Source organism: Streptosporangium sp. NPDC050284, from assembly GCF_044459525.1.
Lineage (GTDB): Bacteria > Actinomycetota > Actinomycetes > Streptosporangiales > Streptosporangiaceae > Streptosporangium.
On sequence record NZ_JBITIZ010000031.1, the window covers coordinates 23,806 to 45,558 of the forward strand.

The window sequence follows — 21,753 nt, forward strand, 5'->3', positions numbered from 1 at the left end:
CCACCCACACCTGCACCGCGACGGCGTCGGCCTCGCCGAGCACCAGCGGCGCCGTCAGGGTGAGCTCCTCCACCAGGTCACAACCGACCTGGTCACCGGCCCGCACCGCCAGCTCAAGGAACCCGGTACCCGGGAAAATCACCGTCCCGGACACCGCGTGATCGGCGAGCCACGGATGTGACGAGAGCGACAACCGCCCGGTCAGCAACACCCCGTTGGAGTCGGCCAGGCCCACGGCGGCGCCCAGCAGCGGATGCCCCGCCACCGCCAGCCCCGCCGCGGCCACATTCCCCACCTGGGAACCCGCTCCCACCGGCCAGAACCGCTGGTGCTGGAAGGCGTAGGTGGGCAGATCCACCCGCCGACCACCGGGCAGCACCTGCTGCCAGTCCACCTTCACGCCGCGCACGAACAGCTCGGCCGCCGAGGCCAGCACCCGCTCCAGACCGCCCTCATCGCGGCGCAACGTCCCGGCGATCACGGCCTCCACCTCGGCCGCGTCCACGCACTCGCCGACCCCGACCGTGAGCACCGGATGCGAACTCACCTCGACGAACACTCGATACCGCTGCTCCAGCAACTCTCCTATCGCCGGAGCGAAAGCCACCGTGCGCCGCAGATTGTCACACCAGTACCCGCCATCGAGCTCCTGGCCCTCCACCCACTGGCCGGTCACCGTCGACAGCATCGGCACCCGCACCGGCTGCGGCACCACCCCCGCCAGAACCTGCGCCAGCTCCTCGCCGATCAAATCCACCTGCGCCGAATGCGAGGCGTAATCCACCGCGATCCGCCGCACCCGCACCTCTTCAGTGCTCAGTTGCTCCACCAGTTCCTCGACGGCTGCGATCTCACCGGCCACCACCACCGAGTTCGGACCGTTCACCGCCGCCACCGAGATCCGCCCGTCCCACGCCGCCACCCGTTCCGCGACCTGCTCGACCGGCAGCGCGACCGACGCCATCGCCCCCAACCCCGCCAGCCCACGCCCGATCACCTGACTGCGCAGCGCCACCACCCGGGCGCCGTCGGACAACGACAGGCCACCCGCCACCACCGCCGCCGCGATCTCACCCTGCGAATGACCCACCACCGCATCAGGGCGAACCCCCAGCGACTCCCACACCGCCGCCAACGACACCATCACCGCGAACGACACCGGCTGCACCACATCCACCCGATCCAGCGACGGAGCCCCCTCGCTCTGCCGCACCACATCCAGCAACGACCACTCCACGAACGGCTCCAACGCCGCCGCACATTCGGCCATCCGAGCCGCGAACACCGCCGACTCCTCCAGCAGCCGCGCACCCATGCCCACCCACTGCGCCCCCTGACCAGGGAACACCCACACCGACTTCCCAACCACATCGGCCACACCGGACACCACACCCGCCGTGGGCTCACCGGAAGCCACCGCACCCAACCCCGCCAGCAACCCCCCACGGCCGGCACCGACCACCACCGCACGGTGCTCGAACACCGACCGCGACCCCACCAGCGACGACCCCACATCCACCGGGTCAAGCTCGTCGGCCGTCTCCACCAGCGCACCCAGACGGCTCGCCTGCTCACGCAACGCCTCAGGGGTCCTCGCCGACACCACCCACGGCACGGCACCCGGCGCCTGGCCCTCGTCACGCGACTCCCGCTCAGGAACCTCCGGCCCCTGCTCCAAGATCACGTGCGCGTTGGTGCCGCTGATCCCGAACGACGACACACCAGCCCGACGCGGACGACCCGTCTGCGGCCACTCCACCTGCTCGGTCAGCAGCTCCACCGCGCCCGCCGACCAGTCCACATGCGACGACGGCTCGTCCACGTGCAACGTCCGAGGCAGCACCCCATGACGCAGAGCCATCACCATCTTGATCACACCGGCCACACCCGCAGCCGCCTGGGCGTGACCGAGGTTCGACTTGATCGACCCCAGCAGCAGCGGCCGGTCCTCGTCCCGATCCTGACCATAGGTCGCCAGCAACGCCTGCGCCTCGATCGGGTCACCCAGCGTCGTCCCCGTACCGTGGCCCTCGACCGCGTCCACCTCGGACACCGAGAGCCCGGCCCCGGCCAACGCCTGACGGATCACCCGCTGCTGGGAGGGACCGTTCGGCGCCGTCAACCCGTTCGACGCACCGTCCTGGTTCACCGCAGAACCACGCACCACCGCGAGCACCCGGTGGCCGTTGCGGCGCGCGTCCGACAGCCGCTCCAGCACCAGCATGCCCACACCCTCGGCCCAGTTGACGCCGTCGGCCGCATCCGAATACGACTTGCACCGGCCGTCACCGGCCAGTCCGCCCTGCGCACTGAAGTCGATGAACGGTCCCGGGTTGGCCATCACGGTCACACCGCCGGCCAGCGCCAGCGAGCAGTCACCACTCCGCAGCGCCTGCGATGCCAGGTGCAACGCCACCAGCGAGGAGGAGCACGCGGTGTCCACCGTCACCGCCGGGCCTTCCAGCCCGAAGGTGTAGGAAAGGCGACCGGTCGCCACGCTTCCGGCGGTGCCGGTGCCGACGAACCCCATCACCTCCGGCGGGAACGACACGCTGGTCGCGTAGTCGTGGTACATGACCCCGGCGAATACGCCGGTACGGCTGCCGCGCAGCGACGCCGGGTCGATCCCGGTCCGCTCGATCGCCTCCCACGACGTCTCCAGCAACAACCGCTGCTGCGGGTCCATCGCGAGCGCCTCACGCGGCGAGATCCCGAAGAACCCCGGGTCGAACTCGCCGGCCTCGTGCAGGAACCCACCCTCACGCACATAACTGGTGCCCCGGTTCTCCCGATCGGGGCTGTAGAACGCCGCCGGATCCCAGCCACGCGTGGTCGGGAACGGTGAGATCGCGTCCGCGCCCTCGGTGACCAGTCGCCACAGGTCCTCAGGAGACGTGACTCCACCCGGATAGCGGCACGCCATGCCCACGATCACGATGGGGTCGTCGGCCACGGGCCGGACCTCGCTGGGAGCCACCACATCGGCGTGCTCGCCGAGCAACTCGGCCAGCAGGAACTCCGCCAGCACGGCCGGTGTCGGGTAGTCGAACACCAGCGTGGCCGGCAACCGCAACCCGGTCGTGCCGTTCAGCCGGTTGCGAAGGTCCACCGAGGTCAGCGAGTCGAACCCCAGCTCGCGGAACTCCCGCCGCACCTCCACCGTCTCCGGCGAGACGTGCCCCAGCACCAGGGCAACCTCGGTACGTACCAGGTCCACCAGGACCTCGGCGCGTTCGGCCACCGTGAGCGGAGCCAGTCGCTGGAGCAGCGTGCTGGCCGCCTCCGACCTCCCCGCGGCGGACCGGCGCCTTCCCCGCACCAGCTTGCGCAGCAGTGGCGGAACCTCGCCCTGGGCGCGGAGCACCGGCAGATCCAGCCGGACCGGGGCCACGACCGGTTCGCCGGAACGGATCGCCGCCTCGAACAGGGCGACGCCCTGCTCCGGTGCGATCGGTGGCGTACCGGCACGGGTCAGCCGCTCCATGTCACCGTCGCTCAAGGTGCCGGTCATCCCACTGTCCTGAGCCCACGCACCCCAGACCAGTGACAACCCGGGCAGCCCAGCGGCCCCACGGTGCTGAGCCAGCGCGTCGAGGAACGAGTTCGCCGCGGCGTAGTTGCCCTGCCCGGGAGCTCCGATCACCCCCGCCACTGACGAGAACAGGACGAACTCGGCCAGATCCAGGCCCTGGGTGAGCTCGTGCAGGTGCCAGGCGGCGTCCACCTTCGGCCGCAGCACCGCATCCAGCCGCTCCGGCGTCAACGAGGTGATCGTGCCGTCGTCCAGCACACCGGCGGTGTGGATCACCGCGGTCAGCGGATGGTCGGCATCGATCCCGGCCAGCAGGCCCGCGACCTGACCCCGGTCGGTCACGTCACAGGCGGCGACCGTGACCTCGACCCCGTGCGCGATCAGCTCGGCCTGCAACTCCACCGCACCTGGAGCCTCCAGACCCCGGCGGCTGACCAGCAGCAGATGCCGCACCCCGTGCTCGGCCACCGCATGCCGCGCGAACAACGCGCCCAGACCACCGGTGCCGCCGGTGATCAGCACCGTGCCCTCCGGGTCCCAGACCCGGGGCATGGTCAGCACGATCTTCCCGGTGTGCCTGGCCTGGCTCATGAACCGGAACGCCTCCCGGCTCCGGCGCACATCCCAGGTCGTCACCGGCAACGGCCGCAGCTCACCGGCCGCGAACAACTCCATCAGCTCGGCCAGGATCTGCCGCAGCCGCTCGGGACCGGCGTCCATCACGTCGAACCAGTGGTACTCCAGCCCGGGGAAGCTCTCCTGGTCGCGGATGTCGAGCTTGCCCAACTCGATGAACCGGCCCCCGGGGCGCAGCAGCCGCGCCGAGGCGTCGATGAACTCACCCGTCAGCGAGTTGAGCACCACATCGATGCCCCGCTCACCACACACCGCACCGAACCGCTCCTCGAACTCCACACTCCGCGACGACGCGATGTGATCGTCCGGGATGCCCATCGACCGCAGCACATCCCACTTCGCCGGACTCGCGGTCGCGAAGACTTCCACCCCCAGCCGCTGCGCCAACTGGATCGCCGCCATACCGGTCCCACCGGCGCCCGCGTGGACCAGCAGCGACTCGCCCTCGCGCAAGCCGGCCAGTTCCATCAGCCCGTAGTAGGTGGTGAGGAACGCCACCGGAATCGTCGCGGCCTGCTCGAACGAGAACCCGTCGGGAATCTTGACCAACCCGCCGGCACCGGCGACCACCAACGGGCCGAAGCCGCCCTCGACCAGGCCGACCACGCGGTCACCCACGCGCAGGTCCTCGACCCCCGGGCCGACCTCAAGCACCACACCGGCGGCCTCGCTGCCCATCAGGCCGACCTTGTCCTGGAACCAGCCGAGCGCGTTCAGACCGTCCAGCAGGTCACGGAAGTTCACCCCCGCCGCACGCACCGCCACCCGAACCTGCCCGCTCTGCAGCGGCTCGGCCGCCGCCGGAAACGGAAGCAACTCCAGCGCGTCCAGGCTGCCCTTGGCCCGGCTACCCAGCCGCCACGAACCCGCACCGGCCGGAGGCAAGAGACCCGCACCCGAGGTCAGTGACACCAGCCTCGGCACCCGCACCCCGCCTGCTCGCACCGCCACCTGCGGCTCGCCGGAGGCGAACACCATGGGCAGCATTCCGGGCAGAGCCGCCAGCGACTCCTGGTGCTCGTCAATGTCGACCAGCAGGAACCTGCCCGGGTTCTCCGACTGGGCGCTGCGCACCAATCCGCACACCGCGGCGGCCGGCAGATCCGACACCACCTCACCGTCTTCGGCCGCGACCGCACCCCGGGTCACGAACACCAGCTGTGAATCGCGATACCGCTCATCGGCGAGCCACTGGCGCAGCAGGTCGAGAACGCGTGTGGTCAGCCTGTGTGTCGCGTCCACCACCGCGCCGGCCTGATCGGAGATCACTTCGGTCACCACGACCCCCGGTGCCCGGTCCGTGTCCCCGAACGCCGACGGATCCGCGAGGTCGAGCGTGTCGATGGCGACCACCGTCACCTTGGGCGCGGGATCGGCCACCGGTGCCACCCGCGCCGACGGCAGCGCCGTCCACTCCACTCTGAACAGGGGGTCCTGCTCGCTTCGGCGGCCGCCTTCGCCGGTGGTCGCCGCGATCGGGCGCAGTACGAGTGACCGCGCCGTCAGCACCGGCTCACCCTCGACATCGGCCACCGTCAACGAGACGGCATCACCCTCGGTCCTGGCCAGTCGTACCCGCAGTGCCGACGCCCCACCGGCGTGCAGGCACACCTCACCCCAGGAGAACGGCAGGCGGGTGCCCTCGGAATCGTCCAGTCCCGCGAAGGTCACCACGTGCAGGGCCGCGTCCAGCAGGGCCGGATGCACGCCGAACGAACCGGCGTCCGACTCAAGCCGGCTCGGCAGGCTCACCTCGGCGAAGATCTCGTCATCACGCCGCCAGGCCGCCCGCAGGCCCTGGAACAGCGGCCCGTAGCTCAGCCCGCCCTCGGCGAGCTGCTCGTACAACCCGTCCAGCTCGATCGCGGACGCGCCTTGCGGCGGCCAGACGTCGGTGTCGAGTCGCTCGGCGACCTGGCCTCCGGCGGCGAGGACACCGACCGCGTGCCGTACCCACGGCTCGTCGTCGTCGGCCGTGGCCGGCCGGGTGTAGATGCTCAGGTCGCGCCGGCCGGACTCCTCGGCGCCCACCCACACCTGCACCGCGACGGTGTCGGTCTCGCCCAGTACCAGCGGCGTCGCCAGGGTGAGCTCCTCCACCAGGTCGCAGCCGACCTGGTCACCGGCCCGGATGGCGAGCTCAAGGAACGCGGTGCCGGGGAAAAGCACCCTCCCGGCCACGACGTGATCGGCCAGCCATGCCTGCGACCGCAACGACAGCTGGCCGGTCAGCAGTACGCCGTCCGAGGCGGCGAGCGCCACGGCGGCGCCCAGCAAAGGGTGCCCCGCCGCGGCCAGTCCCAGGTTTCGGGCGTCACCCATCCGCCGTTCGCGGGGCCAGTACCACTCGTGCTGGAACGGGTAGGTGGGCAGATCGACCCGGTGCCCGCCCGGCAGCACCGAACGCCACTCCACCGGCACCCCGTGCACGTGCAGCTCGGCGAGCGCCGTCATCGCCGCCGTGTGCTCGTCGCGGTCCTTACGCAGTACCGGCACGAACACGGCGTCCGGCTCGCGCACCTCCACGTCGGCGGCGAGGGTGTCGGCGGCCATCGCGGTGAGCACACCGTCGGGGCCGAGTTCCAGGTAGGCCCGCACCCCCTGGCCGTGCAGGGCGCGCACGCCGTCGGCGAAGCGGACCGCGCCACGGACCTGCTCCACCCAGTAGTCCGGCGAGCACAACTGCTCGTCGGTGGCGGGTTCCCCGGTCAGGGTCGAGACCACCGGGATCTCCGGCGCGCCGTAGGTCAGTGACCCGGCCACCGCCCGAAAGTCTTCCAGCATCGGGTCCATCAACGGCGAGTGGAAGGCGTGCGACACCCGCAGCCGCTTCGTCCGTACTCCCCGCTCCTCCAGGGCGGCGGCCACTTCAAGCACCGCCTGCTCAACACCGGAGATCACCACCGAGGACGGGCCGTTCACCGCGGCGACCGACACCTCCTTCTCCCGCCCGGCCAGCAGCTCGACGACCTCCTCCTCAGAAGCCGCCACCGCCACCATCGCCCCACCCACAGGAAGCGCCTGCATCAACCGCGCCCGCGCCGCCACCAACGCACACGCGTCCTTCAGCGACAACACCCCCGCCACATGAGCAGCCGCGATCTCCCCGACCGAGTGACCGGCCAGCACATCCGGCCGCACTCCCCAGGACTCCACCAGCCGGAACAGCGCCGTCTCCACCGCGAACAGCGCCGGCTGCGCCCACCCCGTCCGATCCAGCAACCCCGCCTCCGCCGACCCCGGCTCGGCGAACAACACCTCACGCAGCGACCCGTCCAGCAGCGGGTCCAGCTCTGCGATCACCGCGTCCAACGCCGCCGCGAACACCGGGAACCGCGTGTACAGCTCCCGGCCCATCCCGGCCCGCTGGCTGCCCTGACCGGTGAACAACACCGCGAGTTCCGGCTGCGCTCCGGCCACCCCGCGCACCACACCGGCACCCGGCAGGTCCTCGGCCAGCGCACCCAGCCCGGCCAGCACACCCTCACGATCGTCGGCCAGCACCACCGCCCGGTGCTCGAACGCCGACCGCGTCGTGGCCAGCGAGAACGCGGCATCGGCCAGACGCGGACCGGACTCGCCCTCCAGGAACGACACGAGCTGCCCGGCCTGTGCCCGCAGTGCCCCCGCCGTGCGGCCCGACACCACCACCGGCACCACACCCGCGCCTACCGGTGCCCGCTCATCCGTACCCGGCTCGGCGTCAGGAACTCCCGGCCCCTGTTCGATGATGACGTGCGCGTTCGTGCCGCTGAAACCGAACGACGACACACCCGCCCGCCACGGCCGATCCACCTGGGGCCACGGCCTGCTCTCGGTCAGCAGTTCCACCGCGCCCGAGGCCCAGTCCACGTGCGAGGACGGCTCGTCCACATGCAACGTCCGAGGCAGCACCCCGTGCCGCATCGCGAGCACCATCTTCATCACACCCGCCACACCGGCCGCCGCCTGCGTGTGACCGATGTTCGACTTCACCGAACCCAGCAGCAGCGGCCGATCCTCCGGCCGATCCTGACCGTACGTCGCCAGCAGCGCCTGCGCCTCGATCGGGTCACCCAGCGTGGTGCCGGTGCCGTGCGCCTCCACCACGTCCACGTTCGCGGGAGTGAGCCCGGCGCCTGCGAGTGCCTGGCGGATCACCCGCTGCTGAGAAGGACCGTTCGGCGCGGTCAGACCGTTGGACGCGCCGTCCTGGTTGATCGCCGAACCCCGCACCACCGCCAGCACCTCGTGGCCGTTGCGCTGGGCGTCCGACAGCCGCTCCAGGACCAGCATGCCGATGCCCTCGGCCCAGCTCGTGCCGTCCGCCGCGTCGGAGAACGCCTTGCACCGCCCGTCACCCGCCAGGCCGCCCTGCGCGCTGAAGTCGATGAACATTCCGGGCGTGGCCATCACGGTCACACCACCGGCCAGCGCCAGGTCGCACTCGCCCGAGCGCAGCGCCTGCGCGGCCAGGTGCAGCGCCACCAGCGACGACGAGCACGCGGTGTCCACCGTCACCGCCGGGCCCTCCAGGCCCAGCGTGTAGGAGATACGCCCGGTGGCGATGCTTCCTGCGGTGCCGGTGCTGACGAAGCCCCTCACGTCCAACGGGAACTCGACGCTCGGACCGTAGTCGTGGTAGATCACACCGGCGAACACGCCCGTGTGACTGCCACGCAGCGAGATCGGGTCGATCCCGGCCCGCTCGAAAGCCTCCCAGGAGACCTCAAGAAGCAACCGCTGCTGCGGATCCATCGCCAGCGCCTCACGCGGCGAGATCCCGAAGAACCCGGGATCGAACACCCCCGCGTCGTGCAGGAAGCCGCCCTCACGCACATAACTGGTCCCCCGGCTCTCCCGGTCCGGGTTGTACACCATCCCGAGGTCCCAGCCACGCGACGTCGGGAACTCCCCGATCCCGTCGCCACCCTCGGCCACAAGACGCCACAGGTCCTCAGGGGAGTTGACATCACCGGGGAAGCGGCACGCCATCGAGACAATCGCGATCGGATCGTGCCTGCCCGACTCGACCTCCTGGAGCCGCCGACGGGTCTCGCGCAGGTCGGCGGCGACCGACTTCAGGTAGTCAACGAGCTTCCGGTCCTGCGACATCGGCGCGTACCTCCGAAGTACTCCGAGGCGAGCCGGGATCACAGCTCTTTCAAGTGACCCAGTTCGCTTTCGATGATGCCGAGAAGGTCCTCGGCACTCGCTGATTCGAGCATGTCTGCGACAGCGATTTCACTAGTTCCTGCGCCGCTGCCGCTCACCTTGCCCAGCAGCTGCCGAAGCCGGGTCGCGATGCCGTTCCGAGTGATTTCGTCCATCGTGTCCTCGGAAAGGGCGGCCTCGAACCGGTCGAGGTCCTCCAGCAACGAGGGCTTCGCGGCCTCGGCCTCTCCGGGCGCGATCTCCGCGAGGAGGTGTTCGGCGAGCACGGTGGGGGTGGGGTAGTCGAAGACGAGGGTGGAGGGCAGCCGCAGCCCGGTGGCGGTGTTGAGGCGGTTGCGCAGTTCGATCGCGGTCAGCGAGTCGAAGCCCAGCTCACGGAACTCGCGCCGTACCTCCACCGCCGTGGAGTCGGGGTGTCCGAGAACGGCGGCGGCCTGGGTGCGGACCAGGTCGATCAGCATGCGGATCCGCTTGGGGTGGGGCAGGTCGGTGAGTCGCCCGGACAGTGCCGCGCCCGCGCCGCCGCCTCCGGTCTCCGAGAGCGCGGCGGCCGTACGGCGGGTGCCGCGCACCAGGCCGCGGAACAACGGCGGCACCTGCTCCTGCGGCAGTGTCGGCGGGTTCAGCCGCACCGGGATCACGAGCGGTGAGTCCGACCCGATCGCCGCGTCGAACAGCTCCAGCCCCTGCTCGGTGCTGATCGGCGGCAACCCGGCCGCGGTCATCCGCTGCACGTCGGCCTGCGACATGCCCCCGGTGATCCCGGTGGTCTGCGCCCACAGTCCCCAGGCCAGCGACAACCCCGGCAATCCCTGCGCCCGGCGCCGCGCCGTCAACGCGTCCAGCCAGGCGTTCGCCGCCGCGTAGTTACCCTGACCCGCACCGCCCATCAGCCCGGCAAGCGAGGAGAACACCACGAACCCGGCCAGATCCATGCCCTCGGTCAGCTCGTGCAGGTGCCACGCCGCGTCCACCTTCGGCCGCAGCACCCCGGCCAGCCGCTCCGGCGTCAACGAGGCGATCGTCCCGTCATCCAGCACACCCGCGGTGTGGATCACCGCGGTCAGCGGATGCTCGGCATCCACCCCGGCCAGCAGGTCGGCAACCGCGTCCCGGTCGGCCACGTCACAGGCGGCCACGGTCACCTGAGCGCCTCGCGCCGCCAGCTCCCGCTCCAGGTCCCGCGCGCCGGCCGCCTCCAGGCCTCGGCGGCTGACCAGCAGCAGATGCCGCATCCCGTGCTCGGCCACCAGGTGCCGGGCCAGCTCCGCACCCAGACCACCGGTGCCGCCGGTGATCAGCACCGTGCCCTGCGGGTCCCAGACCTGAGGCATGGTGAGCACGATCTTGCCGGTGTGCCTGGCCTGGCTCATGAACCGGAACGCCTCCCGGCCACGGCGCACATCCCACGCCGTCACCGGCAACGGCCGCAACTCACCGGCCGCGAACAACTCCATCAGCTCGGCCAGGATCTGCCGCAACCGCTCGGCGCCGGCGTCCAGTACGTCGAACCAGTGGTACTCCAGCCCGGGGAACTGCTCCTGGTCGCGGATGTCCAGCTTGCCCATCTCCACGAACCGGCCCCCGGGGCGCAGCAGCCGCGCCGAGGCGTCGATGAACTCACCCGTCAGCGAGTTGAGCACCACATCGATGCCCCGCCCACCGCACACCTCCCGGAAACGCTCCTCGAACTCCAGGGTGCGCGAAGAGGCGATGTGGTCGTCCGGGATGCCCATCGACCGCAGCACGCCCCACTTCGCCGGACTCGCGGTCGCGAAGACTTCCACGCCCAGGCGCTGCGCCAGCTGGATCGCCGCCATACCCACACCACCGGTGCCCGCGTGCACGAGCAGCCTCTCGCCCGCCCGCAACCGGGCCAGATCCATCAGCCCGTAGTAGGTGGTGAGGAACACCACCGGAATCGTCGCGGCCCCCTCGAAGGAGATCCCGTCGGGAATCTTCGCCAAGGTCTTCGCCTCGGCGACGACCAACGGACCGAAGCCGCCCTCGGTGAGGCCGACCACCCGGTCGCCCACCCGCAGGTCCTCGACCCCGGGGCCGACCTCGACCACCACACCGGCGGCCTCGCCACCCATCAGGCCAACCTTGTCCTGGAACCACCCCAGCGCGTTCAACCCGTCCAGCAGGTCACGGAAGTTCACCCCCGCCGCACGCACCGCCAGCCGAACCTGACCAGCCTCCAGCGGCTCGGCCGCCTGCGGGAACGGAAGCAACTCCAGCGCGTCCAGACTGCCCTTGGCCCGGCTGCCCAGCCGCCACGCCGTACCCGACGGAGGCAACAGACCCGCACCCGAGGTCAGCGACGCCAACCTCGGCACCCGCACCCCACCCTCGCGCACCGCCACCTGCGGCTCACCGGAAGCCAGCACCACGGCCAACGACGCGGGAGGCACCTCCGAGTCGACGTCGACCAGCACGAACCGGCCCGGGTTCTCCGACTGCGCGGAGCGCACCAATCCCCACACCCCCGCGGCCGCCAGATCGGCGACCGCCTCACCCTCACCCGCGGCCACCGCACCCCGCGTCACCACCACCAACCGCGAGCCGGCGAACCGCTCATCGGCCAGCCACCCTCGCAGCAGATCCAGTACCCCGGCCGTCACCGCGTGCGCCGACTCCACCACGTCGGTGTTCTCGGAGGAGTCAACGGTGAACGTCACCACGTCCGGCACCGGATCCAGCGAAGCGAGGTCTCCGGTCGTCTCGGCCACGCTCACCCCGGTGGTCGATTCCGGCGTCTCGGGCAGCGTGCTCCACTCCACCCGGAACAGCCCGTCCCGCTCCACGCCACGACCGCCGTCGACGATGAGCTGGTCGGACGTAACCGGCCGCAGCACCAGCGACCGCGCCGACAGCACCGGCTCCCCGGCGGCGTCCACGGCCGCCAGCGACACGGAATCGTCACCCGTCCTGGCCAGCCGCACCCGCAGCATCGACGCGCCGGCCGCGCGCAGGTTCACCTCACCCCACGAGAACGGCATCCGGCCGCCCTTGACCGGCTCCAGCCCGACGAACGGCACCGCGTGCAACGCCGCGTCCAGCAGCGCCGGATGCATCCCGAACGAACCGGCGTCACCGACCTGCTCGGGCAGCGCGACCTCGGCGAAGACCTCTCCGTCCGCGCCGTACCAGGCGGCGCGGAGATTCCGGAAGACCGGGCCGTACGCGAACCCTCCGGCGGCCAGGTTCTCGTACAACTCGTCCAATTCGACGGCGGTCGCACCCTGCGGAGGCCATACCTCCGCGTCGAACGGCGCGGCCTCCGAAACCCCGGTCGCGAGCGTGCCGGTGGCGTGCCGTACCCACGGCACGTCGTCGGCCGCCTCGGCCGACCGGGCGTAGACGTTCACACTCCGGTGACCCGTCTCCTGCGCGGCGCCCACCCACACCTGCACCGCGACGGCGTCGTTCTCGCCGAGCACCAGCGGCGCCGTCAGGGTGAGCTCCTCCACCAGGTCACAACCGACCTGGTCACCGGCCCGCACCGCCAGCTCAAGGAACCCGGTGCCCGGGAAGATCACCGCTCCGGACACGACGTGATCGGCGAGCCACGGGTGCGATCGCACCGACAACCGCCCGGTCAGCAGCACACCGTCGGAGTCTGCGAGGCCCACGGCGGCGCCCAGCAGCGGGTGCCCGGCTGTCGCCAACCCGGCTGCGGCCACGTTGCCCACGCCGGCCCTCACCCTCCTGGGCCAGAACCGCTGGTGCTGGAAGGCGTACGTCGGCAGGTCGACCCGGCGACCACCGGGGAGGACGGCCTTCCAGTCGATCTCCACCCCGTGCACGTGCAGTTCGGCGAGCGCCGTCATGGACGCGACCTGCTCGTCGCGGTCCCTGCGCAGCATCGGTACGAGCACGGCGTCCGACTCGTGCGCCTCCGCGTCGGCGGCGAGGGTGTCGGCGGCCATCGCGGTGAGTACCCCGTCGGGGCCCAGCTCCAGATACGCCCGCACGCCCTGGCCGTGCAGGGTGCGCACGCCGTCGGAGAAGCGGACCGCGCCGCGCACCTGCTCCACCCAGTACTCCGGTGAACACAGCTGCTCGGCCGTGGCCGCCCGCCCGGTCAACGTGGATACGATCGGGATCTGCGGCGGGTCGTAGGTGAGCGCCCCCGCCACCGCCCGGAAGTCCTCCAGCATCGGGTCCATCAACGGCGAGTGGAACGCGTGCGACACCCGCAGCCGCTTCGTCCGAACTCCCCGCTCCTCCAGGGCGGTGGCCACCTCCAGCACCGCCTGCTCAACGCCGGAGATCACCACCGAGGTAGGGCCGTTCACCGCGGCGACCGACACCTCATCCTCGCGCCCGGCGAGCAGCTCGGCGACCGCCTCCTCGGCGATCTGAACCGCCACCATCGCCCCACCGGAGGGCAGTGCCTGCATCAACCGCGCCCGCGCCGCCACCAGCGCACACGCGTCGGCGAGCGACAGCACACCGGCCACATGAGCAGCCGCGATCTCCCCGACCGAGTGCCCGGCCAGCACGTTCGGCCGCACCCCCCAGGACTCCACCAACCGGAACAGCGCGATCTCCACCGCGAACAGGGCAGGCTGCGCCCACCCGGTCCGATCCAGCGCCTCCGCCTCGGCCGTCCCCGGCTCGGCGAACAACACCTCCCGCAGCGACCCGTCGAGCAGCGGGTCCAGCTCGGCGATCACCGCGTCCAACGCCTCGGCGAACACCGGGAACCGCGCATACAACTCCCGGCCCATCCCGGCCCGCTGACTGCCCTGGCCGGTGAACAACACCGCCAGCTTCAGCTCGCCCGCTGCCACCCCGCGCACCACACCCGCACCCGGCAGGTCCTCGGCAACGGCCCGCAGCCCGGCCAGCGCGTCGGCCCGGTCCCCGGCGACCACCACCGTCCGGTGCTCGAACGCCGACCTCGTCGTGGCCAGCGAGAACGCCACATCGCCGAGACTCAGATCGGGCTCGCCGTCCACGTACGAGACCATGCGTCCGGCCTGCGCACGCAACGCCTGATCGGTACGGCCCGAGACCACCCACGGCACCACTCCCGCGGCCGGAGCCCTGCCCTCTCCTTCCGGCGCTTCCGATGCTTCCGGTCCCTGCTCCAGGATCATGTGCGCGTTGGTGCCGCTGATCCCGAACGACGACACCCCTGCCCGCCACGGACGGTCCGTCCGGGGCCAGGGCGTGGTCTCGGTCAGCAGCTCCACCGCCCCCAGGGACCAGTCCACGTGCGAGGAAGGCTCGTTCACGTGCAGCGTCCGAGGCAGCACGCCGTGCCGCAGAGCCATCACCATCTTGATCACACCCGCGACACCGGCCGCGGCCTGCGTGTGACCGATGTTCGACTTCACCGAACCCAGCAGCAGCGGCCGATCCTCCGGCCGATCCTGGCCGTAGGTCGCCAGCAACGCCTGCGCCTCGATCGGGTCACCCAGCGTCGTCCCCGTACCGTGACCTTCCACCACGTCGACCTCGGAGGGCTTCAAACCCGCCCCGGCGAGCGCCTGGCGGATCACCCGCTGCTGAGACGGACCGTTCGGCGCGGTCAACCCGTTCGACGCGCCGTCCTGGTTCACCGCCGACCCGCGCACCACCGCGAGCACCTCGTGGCCGTTGCGACGCGCGTCCGACAAGCGCTCCAGCACGACCATGCCCGCGCCCTCGGCCCAGCTCACCCCGTCGGCCGCCTCCGAATAGGACTTGCAGCGCCCGTCGCCGGCCAGCCCGCCCTGCGCACTGAAGTCGATGAACGCGCCCGGCGACGCCATCACCGTCACCCCACCGGCCACCGCGAGCGAGCACTCACCCGAACGCAGCGCCTGCGTCGCCAGGTGGATCGCCACCAGGGAGGAGGAACAGGCGGTGTCCACGGTCACCGCCGGACCCTCCAGGCCCAGCGTGTAGGAGATCCGGCCGGACAGCACGCTTCCCGCGGTGCCGGTTCCCATGAAGCTCATCACGTCCGGGGGGAACTCAAGGCGACCCGACCGGTAGTCGTGATACATCATCCCGGCGAACACGCCGGTACGGCTGCCATGCAGCGAGACCGGGTCGATTCCGGCCCGCTCGATCGCCTCCCACGACACCTCAAGAAGCTGTCGCTGCTGCGGGTCCATCGCCAGCGCCTCACGCGGCGAGATCCCGAAGAACCCGGGATCGAACTCCCCGGCCTCGTGCAGGAACCCACCCTCACGCACATAACTGGTCCCGCGGTTCTCCCGATCCGGGTTGTACAACCCGTCGAGATCCCAGTCGCGGGTCGTCGGGAACCCGCTGATCCCGTCCCCGCCCTCGGCCACCAGCCGCCACAGATCCTCGGCGGAGTTCACCCCGCCCGGGAAGCGGCAGGCCATGCTCACGATCACGATCGGGTCGTCGTCCACCGGCGGCAGCACCGACGGCGTCGTTTCCTGAGCCTCCGCCTGCGCGCCCATGAGCTCGTCGAGCAGGTGTTTGGCCAGCACGGTCGGCGTCGGATAGTCGAACACCAGCGTGGCCGACAGGCGCAGACCCGTCGCCGCGTTCAGCCGGTTACGCAGTTCGATCACGGTGAGGCTGTCGAAGCCCAGCTCGCGGAACTCACGCCTCACCTCCACCGTCTCCGGCGTGGCGTGCCCCAACACCAGCGCCACCTCGGTCCGCACCACGTCCAGAAGGACCTCGACGCGTTCCGCGGCCCCCAGCGAGGCCAGCCTCTGCGGCAGTTTGCTCCGTACCTGCGGGGCGGCGGCCGTCGAGCGGCGCGCAGCGGGGAGCAGCCCGCTCAGCATCGGCGGCAGCTCCGTATGCGCCCGCAGCGCCGGCATGTTCAGGCGGACAGGGGCCACCGCCGGCGCACCGGACCCGATGGCCGCGTCGAACAGCGCCATGCCCTGCGGGGGCGAGATGGGCAACAGGCCGCTCATGCCCCACCGCTGCACGTCCGCCTGCGACATCCGGCTCGTCATCCCGACGTCCTGCGACCACGGGCCCCAGGCGAGCGACACCGCCGGCAGTCCCGCGGCTCTCCGGTGCTGGACCAGCGCGTCCAGGAACGCGTTGCCCGCCGCGTAGTTGCCCTGCCCCGCCCCGCCGAACGTTCCCGCCACCGACGAGAACACCACGAACTCCACCAGGTCCATGTCACGGGTGAGCTCGTGCAGGTGCCACGCGGCGTCCACCTTCGGCCGCAGCACCCCGGCCAGCCGCTCCGGCGTCAACGAGGCGATCGTGCCGTCGTCCAGCACACCCGCGGTGTGGATCACCGCGGTCAGCGGGTGCTCGGCCGGCACCTCGGCCAGCAGCGCGGCCACCTGATCCCGGTCGGCCACATCACACGCCGCGACGGTGACCTCGACCCCGTGCGCGATCAGCTCGGCCTGCAGCTCGACCGCACCCGGAGCGTCCAGACCTCGGCGGCTGGTCAGCAGCAGGTGCCGCACCTCGTGCTCGGCCACCAGGTGCCGGGCCAGCTCCGCCCCCAGACCACCGGTGCCGCCGGTGATCAGCACCGTGCCCTGCGGGTCCCAGACCCGGGGCATGGTGAGCACGATCTTGCCGGTGTGCCTGGCCTGGCTCATGAACCGGAACGCCTCCCGGCCCCGCCGCACATCCCACGCCGTCACCGGCAACGGCCGCAACTCACCGGCTGCGAACAACTCCATCAGCTCGGCCAGGATCTGCCGCAACCGCTCGGCGCCGGCGTCCATCACGTCGAACCAGTGGTACTCCAACCCCGGGAAACTCTCCTGGTCACGAATGTCCAGCTTGCCCATCTCCACGAACCGGCCCCCCGGACGCAACAGGCGCGCCGAGGCGTCGATGAACTCACCCGTCAGCGAATTGAGCACCACATCGATGCCCCGCTCACCACACACCGCACCGAACCGCTCCTCGAACTCCACACTCCGCGAAGAGGCGATGTGATCGTCCGGGATGCCCATCGACCGCAGCACGCCCCACTTCGCGGGACTGGCCGTGGCGAACACCTCGACCCCGAGCCGCTGGGCCAGCTGGATCGCCGCCATACCCACACCACCTGTACCGGCATGCACCAGCAGCCGCTCCCCCGCCCGCAACCTGGCCAGATCCATCAGCCCGTAGTGGGCCGTGAGGAACGTCACCGGGATCGTCGCGGCCTCCTCGAAGGAGATCCCGTCGGGGATCTTCGCCCGGACCTGGGTGCTGGTGATCGCCATCGGGCCGAAGCCGCCCTCGACCAGGCCGACCACCCGATCCCCCGGCCGCAGGTCCTCGACCCCGGGACCGACCTCAAGCACCACACCCGCGGCCTCGCCACCCATCAGGCCGACCCTGTCCTGGAACCAGCCCAGCGCGTTCAGCCCGTCCAGCAGGTCACGGAAGTTCACCCCCGCCGCGTGCACCGCCATCCGAACCCGCCCCGCCTCCAGCGGCTCGGCCGCCTGCGGGAACGGGAGCAACTCCAGCGCGTCCAGGCTGCCCTTGGCCCGGCTGCCCAGCCGCCACGCCTTCTCACCGGCCGGAGGCAGCAACCCCGCACCCGAGGTCAGCGACGCCAACCTCGGCACCCGCACCCCACCGTCGCGCACCGCCACCTGCTGCTCACCGGAAGCCAGTACGACGGGCAGCGCGGACAGGGCCGTCTCGTACTCCTCCACATCGGCCAGCAGGAAGCGGCCGGGGTTTTCCGCCTCGGCACTGCGGACCAGTCCCCACACGGTGGCCGCGACCGGGTTCGACACGGTCTCGCTGTCATCGGTCGCAACCGCGCCCCGGGTGACGAACACCAGGCGCGAGTCACTGAACCGCTCATCGGCGAGCCACTGCTGAAGCAGATCGAGAACCCGTGCGGTCAGCGCGTGCGCCGCCTCCACCACGTCCGAGGAGTCGGCGGCGTCGATCTCGACGGTCACCAGGTCGGGCATCCTGCCGAACGGCAGTTCCAGCGAATCGAGGTCGCCGGTGAGCTCGGCCACCTCCAACCCGATCACGGCGTCCACCGGGGAGACCGTCATCGGCACGGTGACCCAGTCCAGCCGGAACAGCGAGTCCCGCTCCACCCCACGGTCGGGGGAGGCCGCAGCGACCTGGTCGGACGAGACCTGCCGCAGCACCAGGGAGCGCGCCGACAGCACCGGTGCGCCGACGGCGTCCACCGCCGTCAGCGACACGGAGTCGGCGCCGGTCACGGCCAGCCGCACGCGCAGCGCCGACGCGCCTTCGGCTCGAAGGCTCACGTCGCTCCAGGAGAACGGCAGCCTTCCGCCCTCGACCGCCTCCAGCCCGGCGAACGGCACCGTGTGCAACGCGGCGTCCAGCAGCGCCGGATGCAACCCGAACGAAGCCGCGTTCGACGTCTCCTGCTCGGGCAGGGCGACCTCGGCGAAAACCTCGCCGTCCTGGCCGCGCCAGGCGGCTTTCAGTCCTTGGAACACCGGCCCGTAGGCGAGTCCGCCCTCGGCGAGGCGGCCGTACAGCCCGTCCAGCCCGATCGCGGTCGCCCCATCGGGGGGCCACACCGTGGCGTCGAACGCGGCAGCCTGGCCTTCGCCCCCGCCCGTAGTCGTCAGCGTGCCGGTGGCGTGCCGCATCCACGGCACGTGATCCTCGGCCTCGGCCGGGCGGGCATAGATGCCGAGCACACGCCTGCCCGACTCGTCCGGGGCACCCACCGACACCTGCACCGCGACCGCGTCGTCCTCGCCCAGCACCAGCGGCGCGGCCAGCGTCAGCTCCTCGACCAGGTCGCAGCCGACCTGGTCACCCGCCCGCACCGCCAGCTCCAGGAAGCCGGTACCGGGGAAGAACACCATCCCGGCCACGACGTGATCGGCCAGCCACGGGTGCGACTGCGACGACAACCGCCCGGTCAGCAGTACGCCGTCGGAGTCGGCGAGGCGAACGGCGGCGCCCAGCAGCGGATGCTCGGCCGCGGCCAGACCCAGGCCACGAGCATCCCCGACGCGCTTACCGGTCGGCCAGAACTGCTGACGTTGGAAGGCATAGGTGGGCAGCGCCACCCGGCGCCCGCCCGCGAGCACCGCCTGCCAGTCGAGCGGTACCCCGTGCACGTGCAGCTCGGCCAGCGCCGTCAGGATCGCCGACTGATCATCGCGGTTTCTCCGCAGCACCGATACGAGCAGAGGATTCGAATCCGCATTCGTGCCCGTGGCGAGGTGGTGGGCGCCTGAGTCCTCTGCCACCTGGGAACGGGCGGCCTCGTCCGAATCGGCGAGCACCCTCAGGGTGTCGTCGGCCATCGCGGTGAGCACCCCGTCGGGGCCCACCTCCAGGTAGGCGCGTACCCCCTGGTCGTGCAGGGTACGGACGGCGTCGGAGAAGCGGACCGCGCCACGGACCTGCTCCACCCAGTAGTCCGGCGAGCACAACTGCTCGGCCGTGGCCTGCTCCCCGGTCAGGGTCGAGACCACCGGGATCCGCGGCGGGTCGTAGGTGAGCGTCCGGGCCAGGGTGCGGAAGTCCTCCAGCATCGGGTCCATCAACGGCGAGTGGAACGCGTGCGACACCCGCAGCCGCTTCGTCCGTACTCCCCGCTCCTCCAGGGCGGCGGCCACCTCCAGCACCGCCTGCTCAACACCGGAGACCACCACCGAGGACGGGCCGTTCACCGCCGCGACCGACACCTCCTTCTCCCGCCCGGCCAGCAGCTCGACGACCTCCTCCTCGGAGGCCCGCACCGACACCATCGCCCCACCGAAGGGCAGTGCCTGCATCAACCGCGCCCGCGCCGCCACCAACGCACACGCGTCCTTCAGCGACAACACCCCCGCCACATGAGCCGCCGCGATCTCCCCAACCGAATGACCCGCCAGCACATCCGGCCGCACTCCCCACGACGACACCAGCCGGAACAACGCGGTCTCCACCGCGAACAGCGCCGGCTGAGCCCACCCGGTCTGGTCGAGCGCCTCCGCCTCCGCCTCCGCCGACCCCGGCTCGGCGAACAGCACCTCCCGCAGCGACCCCTCAAGCAGCGGATCCAGCTCCGCGATCACCTCGTCCAACGCCTCGGCGAACACCGGGAAACGGTCATACAGCTCCCGGCCCATCCCCGCCCGCTGACTGCCCTGGCCGGTGAACAACACCGCCAGCTTCAGCTCGCCTCCGGCCACGCCGCGCACCACACCCGCACCCGGCAGATCCTCGGCCAGCGCACCCAACCCGGCGAGCACGCCGTCACGATCACCGACCACCACCGCCCGATGATCGAACGCCGACCGCGTCGTCGCCAGCGAGAACGCCACATCGGCCAGGCCAAGATCAGGCTCACCCTCCAGGAACGACGCCAACCGCCCGGCCTGCGCCCGCAACGCCCCCGCAGAACGACCCGACACCAGCACCGGCACCGCGCCCGGTTCGACCTCGCCTCGCGGAGCCTCCGGCTCCTCTGCTTTGGACTCGGGGAACTGCTCGATGATCACGTGCGCGTTGGTGCCACTGATCCCGAACGACGACACCCCCGCCCGCCACGGCCGCTCCACCTGCGGCCACTGCGTCGGCTCGGTCAGCAACCTCACCGCGCCCGAGGCCCAGTCCACGTGCGACGACGGCTCGTCCACGTGCAACGTCCGAGGCAGCACCCCGTGCCGCATCGCGAGCACCATCTTCATCACACCCGCGACACCCGCAGCCGCCTGGGCGTGACCGATGTTCGACTTCACCGACCCCAGCAGCAGCGGCCGATCCTCCGGCCGATCCTGGCCGTAGGTCGCCAGCAACGCCTGCGCCTCGATCGGGTCACCCAGCGTCGTCCCCGTACCGTGACCTTCCACCACGTCGACCTCGGAGGGCTTCAAACCCGCCCCGGCGAGCGCCTGGCGGATCACCCGCTGCTGCGAAGGACCGTTCGGCGCGGTCAGGCCATTGGAGGCGCCGTCCTGGTTCACCGCGGAACCGCGCACCACCGCGAGCACCTCGTGGCCGTTGCGACGCGCGTCCGACAGCCGCTCCAGCACGACCATGCCCGAGCCCTCGGCCCAGCTCACCCCGTCGGCCGCGTCCGAGAAAGACTTGCAGCGCCCGTCGCCGGCCAGCCCGCCCTGCGCGCTGAAGTCGATGAACGCGCCCGGCGACGCCATCACCGTCACCCCACCGGCCAGTGCGAGCGAGCACTCACCCGAACGCAGCGCCTGCGCCGCCAGGTGAATCGTGACGAGAGACGATGAACACGCCGTGTCCACCGTCATCGCGGGACCTTCCAGCCCCAGCGTGTACGAGATCCGCCCCGACAACACGCTCCCGGCGTTACCGATGCCGAAGAAACTCATCGCCTCCGGCGGCAACTCCACACTGGACGCGTAGTCGTGGTACATGATCCCGGCGAACACGCCGGTTCGGCTGCCGCGCAGCGAGAGCGGGTCGATCCCGGCCCGCTCGACCGCCTCCCACGACGTCTCCAGCAGCAGTCGCTGCTGCGGATCCATCGCGAGAGCCTCACGCGGCGAGATCCCGAA

General features: G+C 71.2%; 2 protein-coding genes (1 of these 2 only partly in view). Both read right to left on the bottom strand.

Going from position 1 to position 21,753, the window contains the following annotated elements; translation table 11 throughout:
* On the bottom strand, positions 1–9,262 hold part of the coding region annotated (locus ACIBH4_RS38005; protein ID WP_399173778.1) for an SDR family NAD(P)-dependent oxidoreductase (this coding region is incomplete at its 3' end). The annotated region extends 23,805 nt beyond the left edge of the window; 9,262 of 33,067 annotated nt are visible.
* Positions 9,263–9,300: 38 nt separating this feature from the next.
* The coding region (locus ACIBH4_RS38010; protein ID WP_399173780.1) for an SDR family NAD(P)-dependent oxidoreductase at positions 9,301–21,753 on the bottom strand (12,453 nt) is incomplete at its 5' end.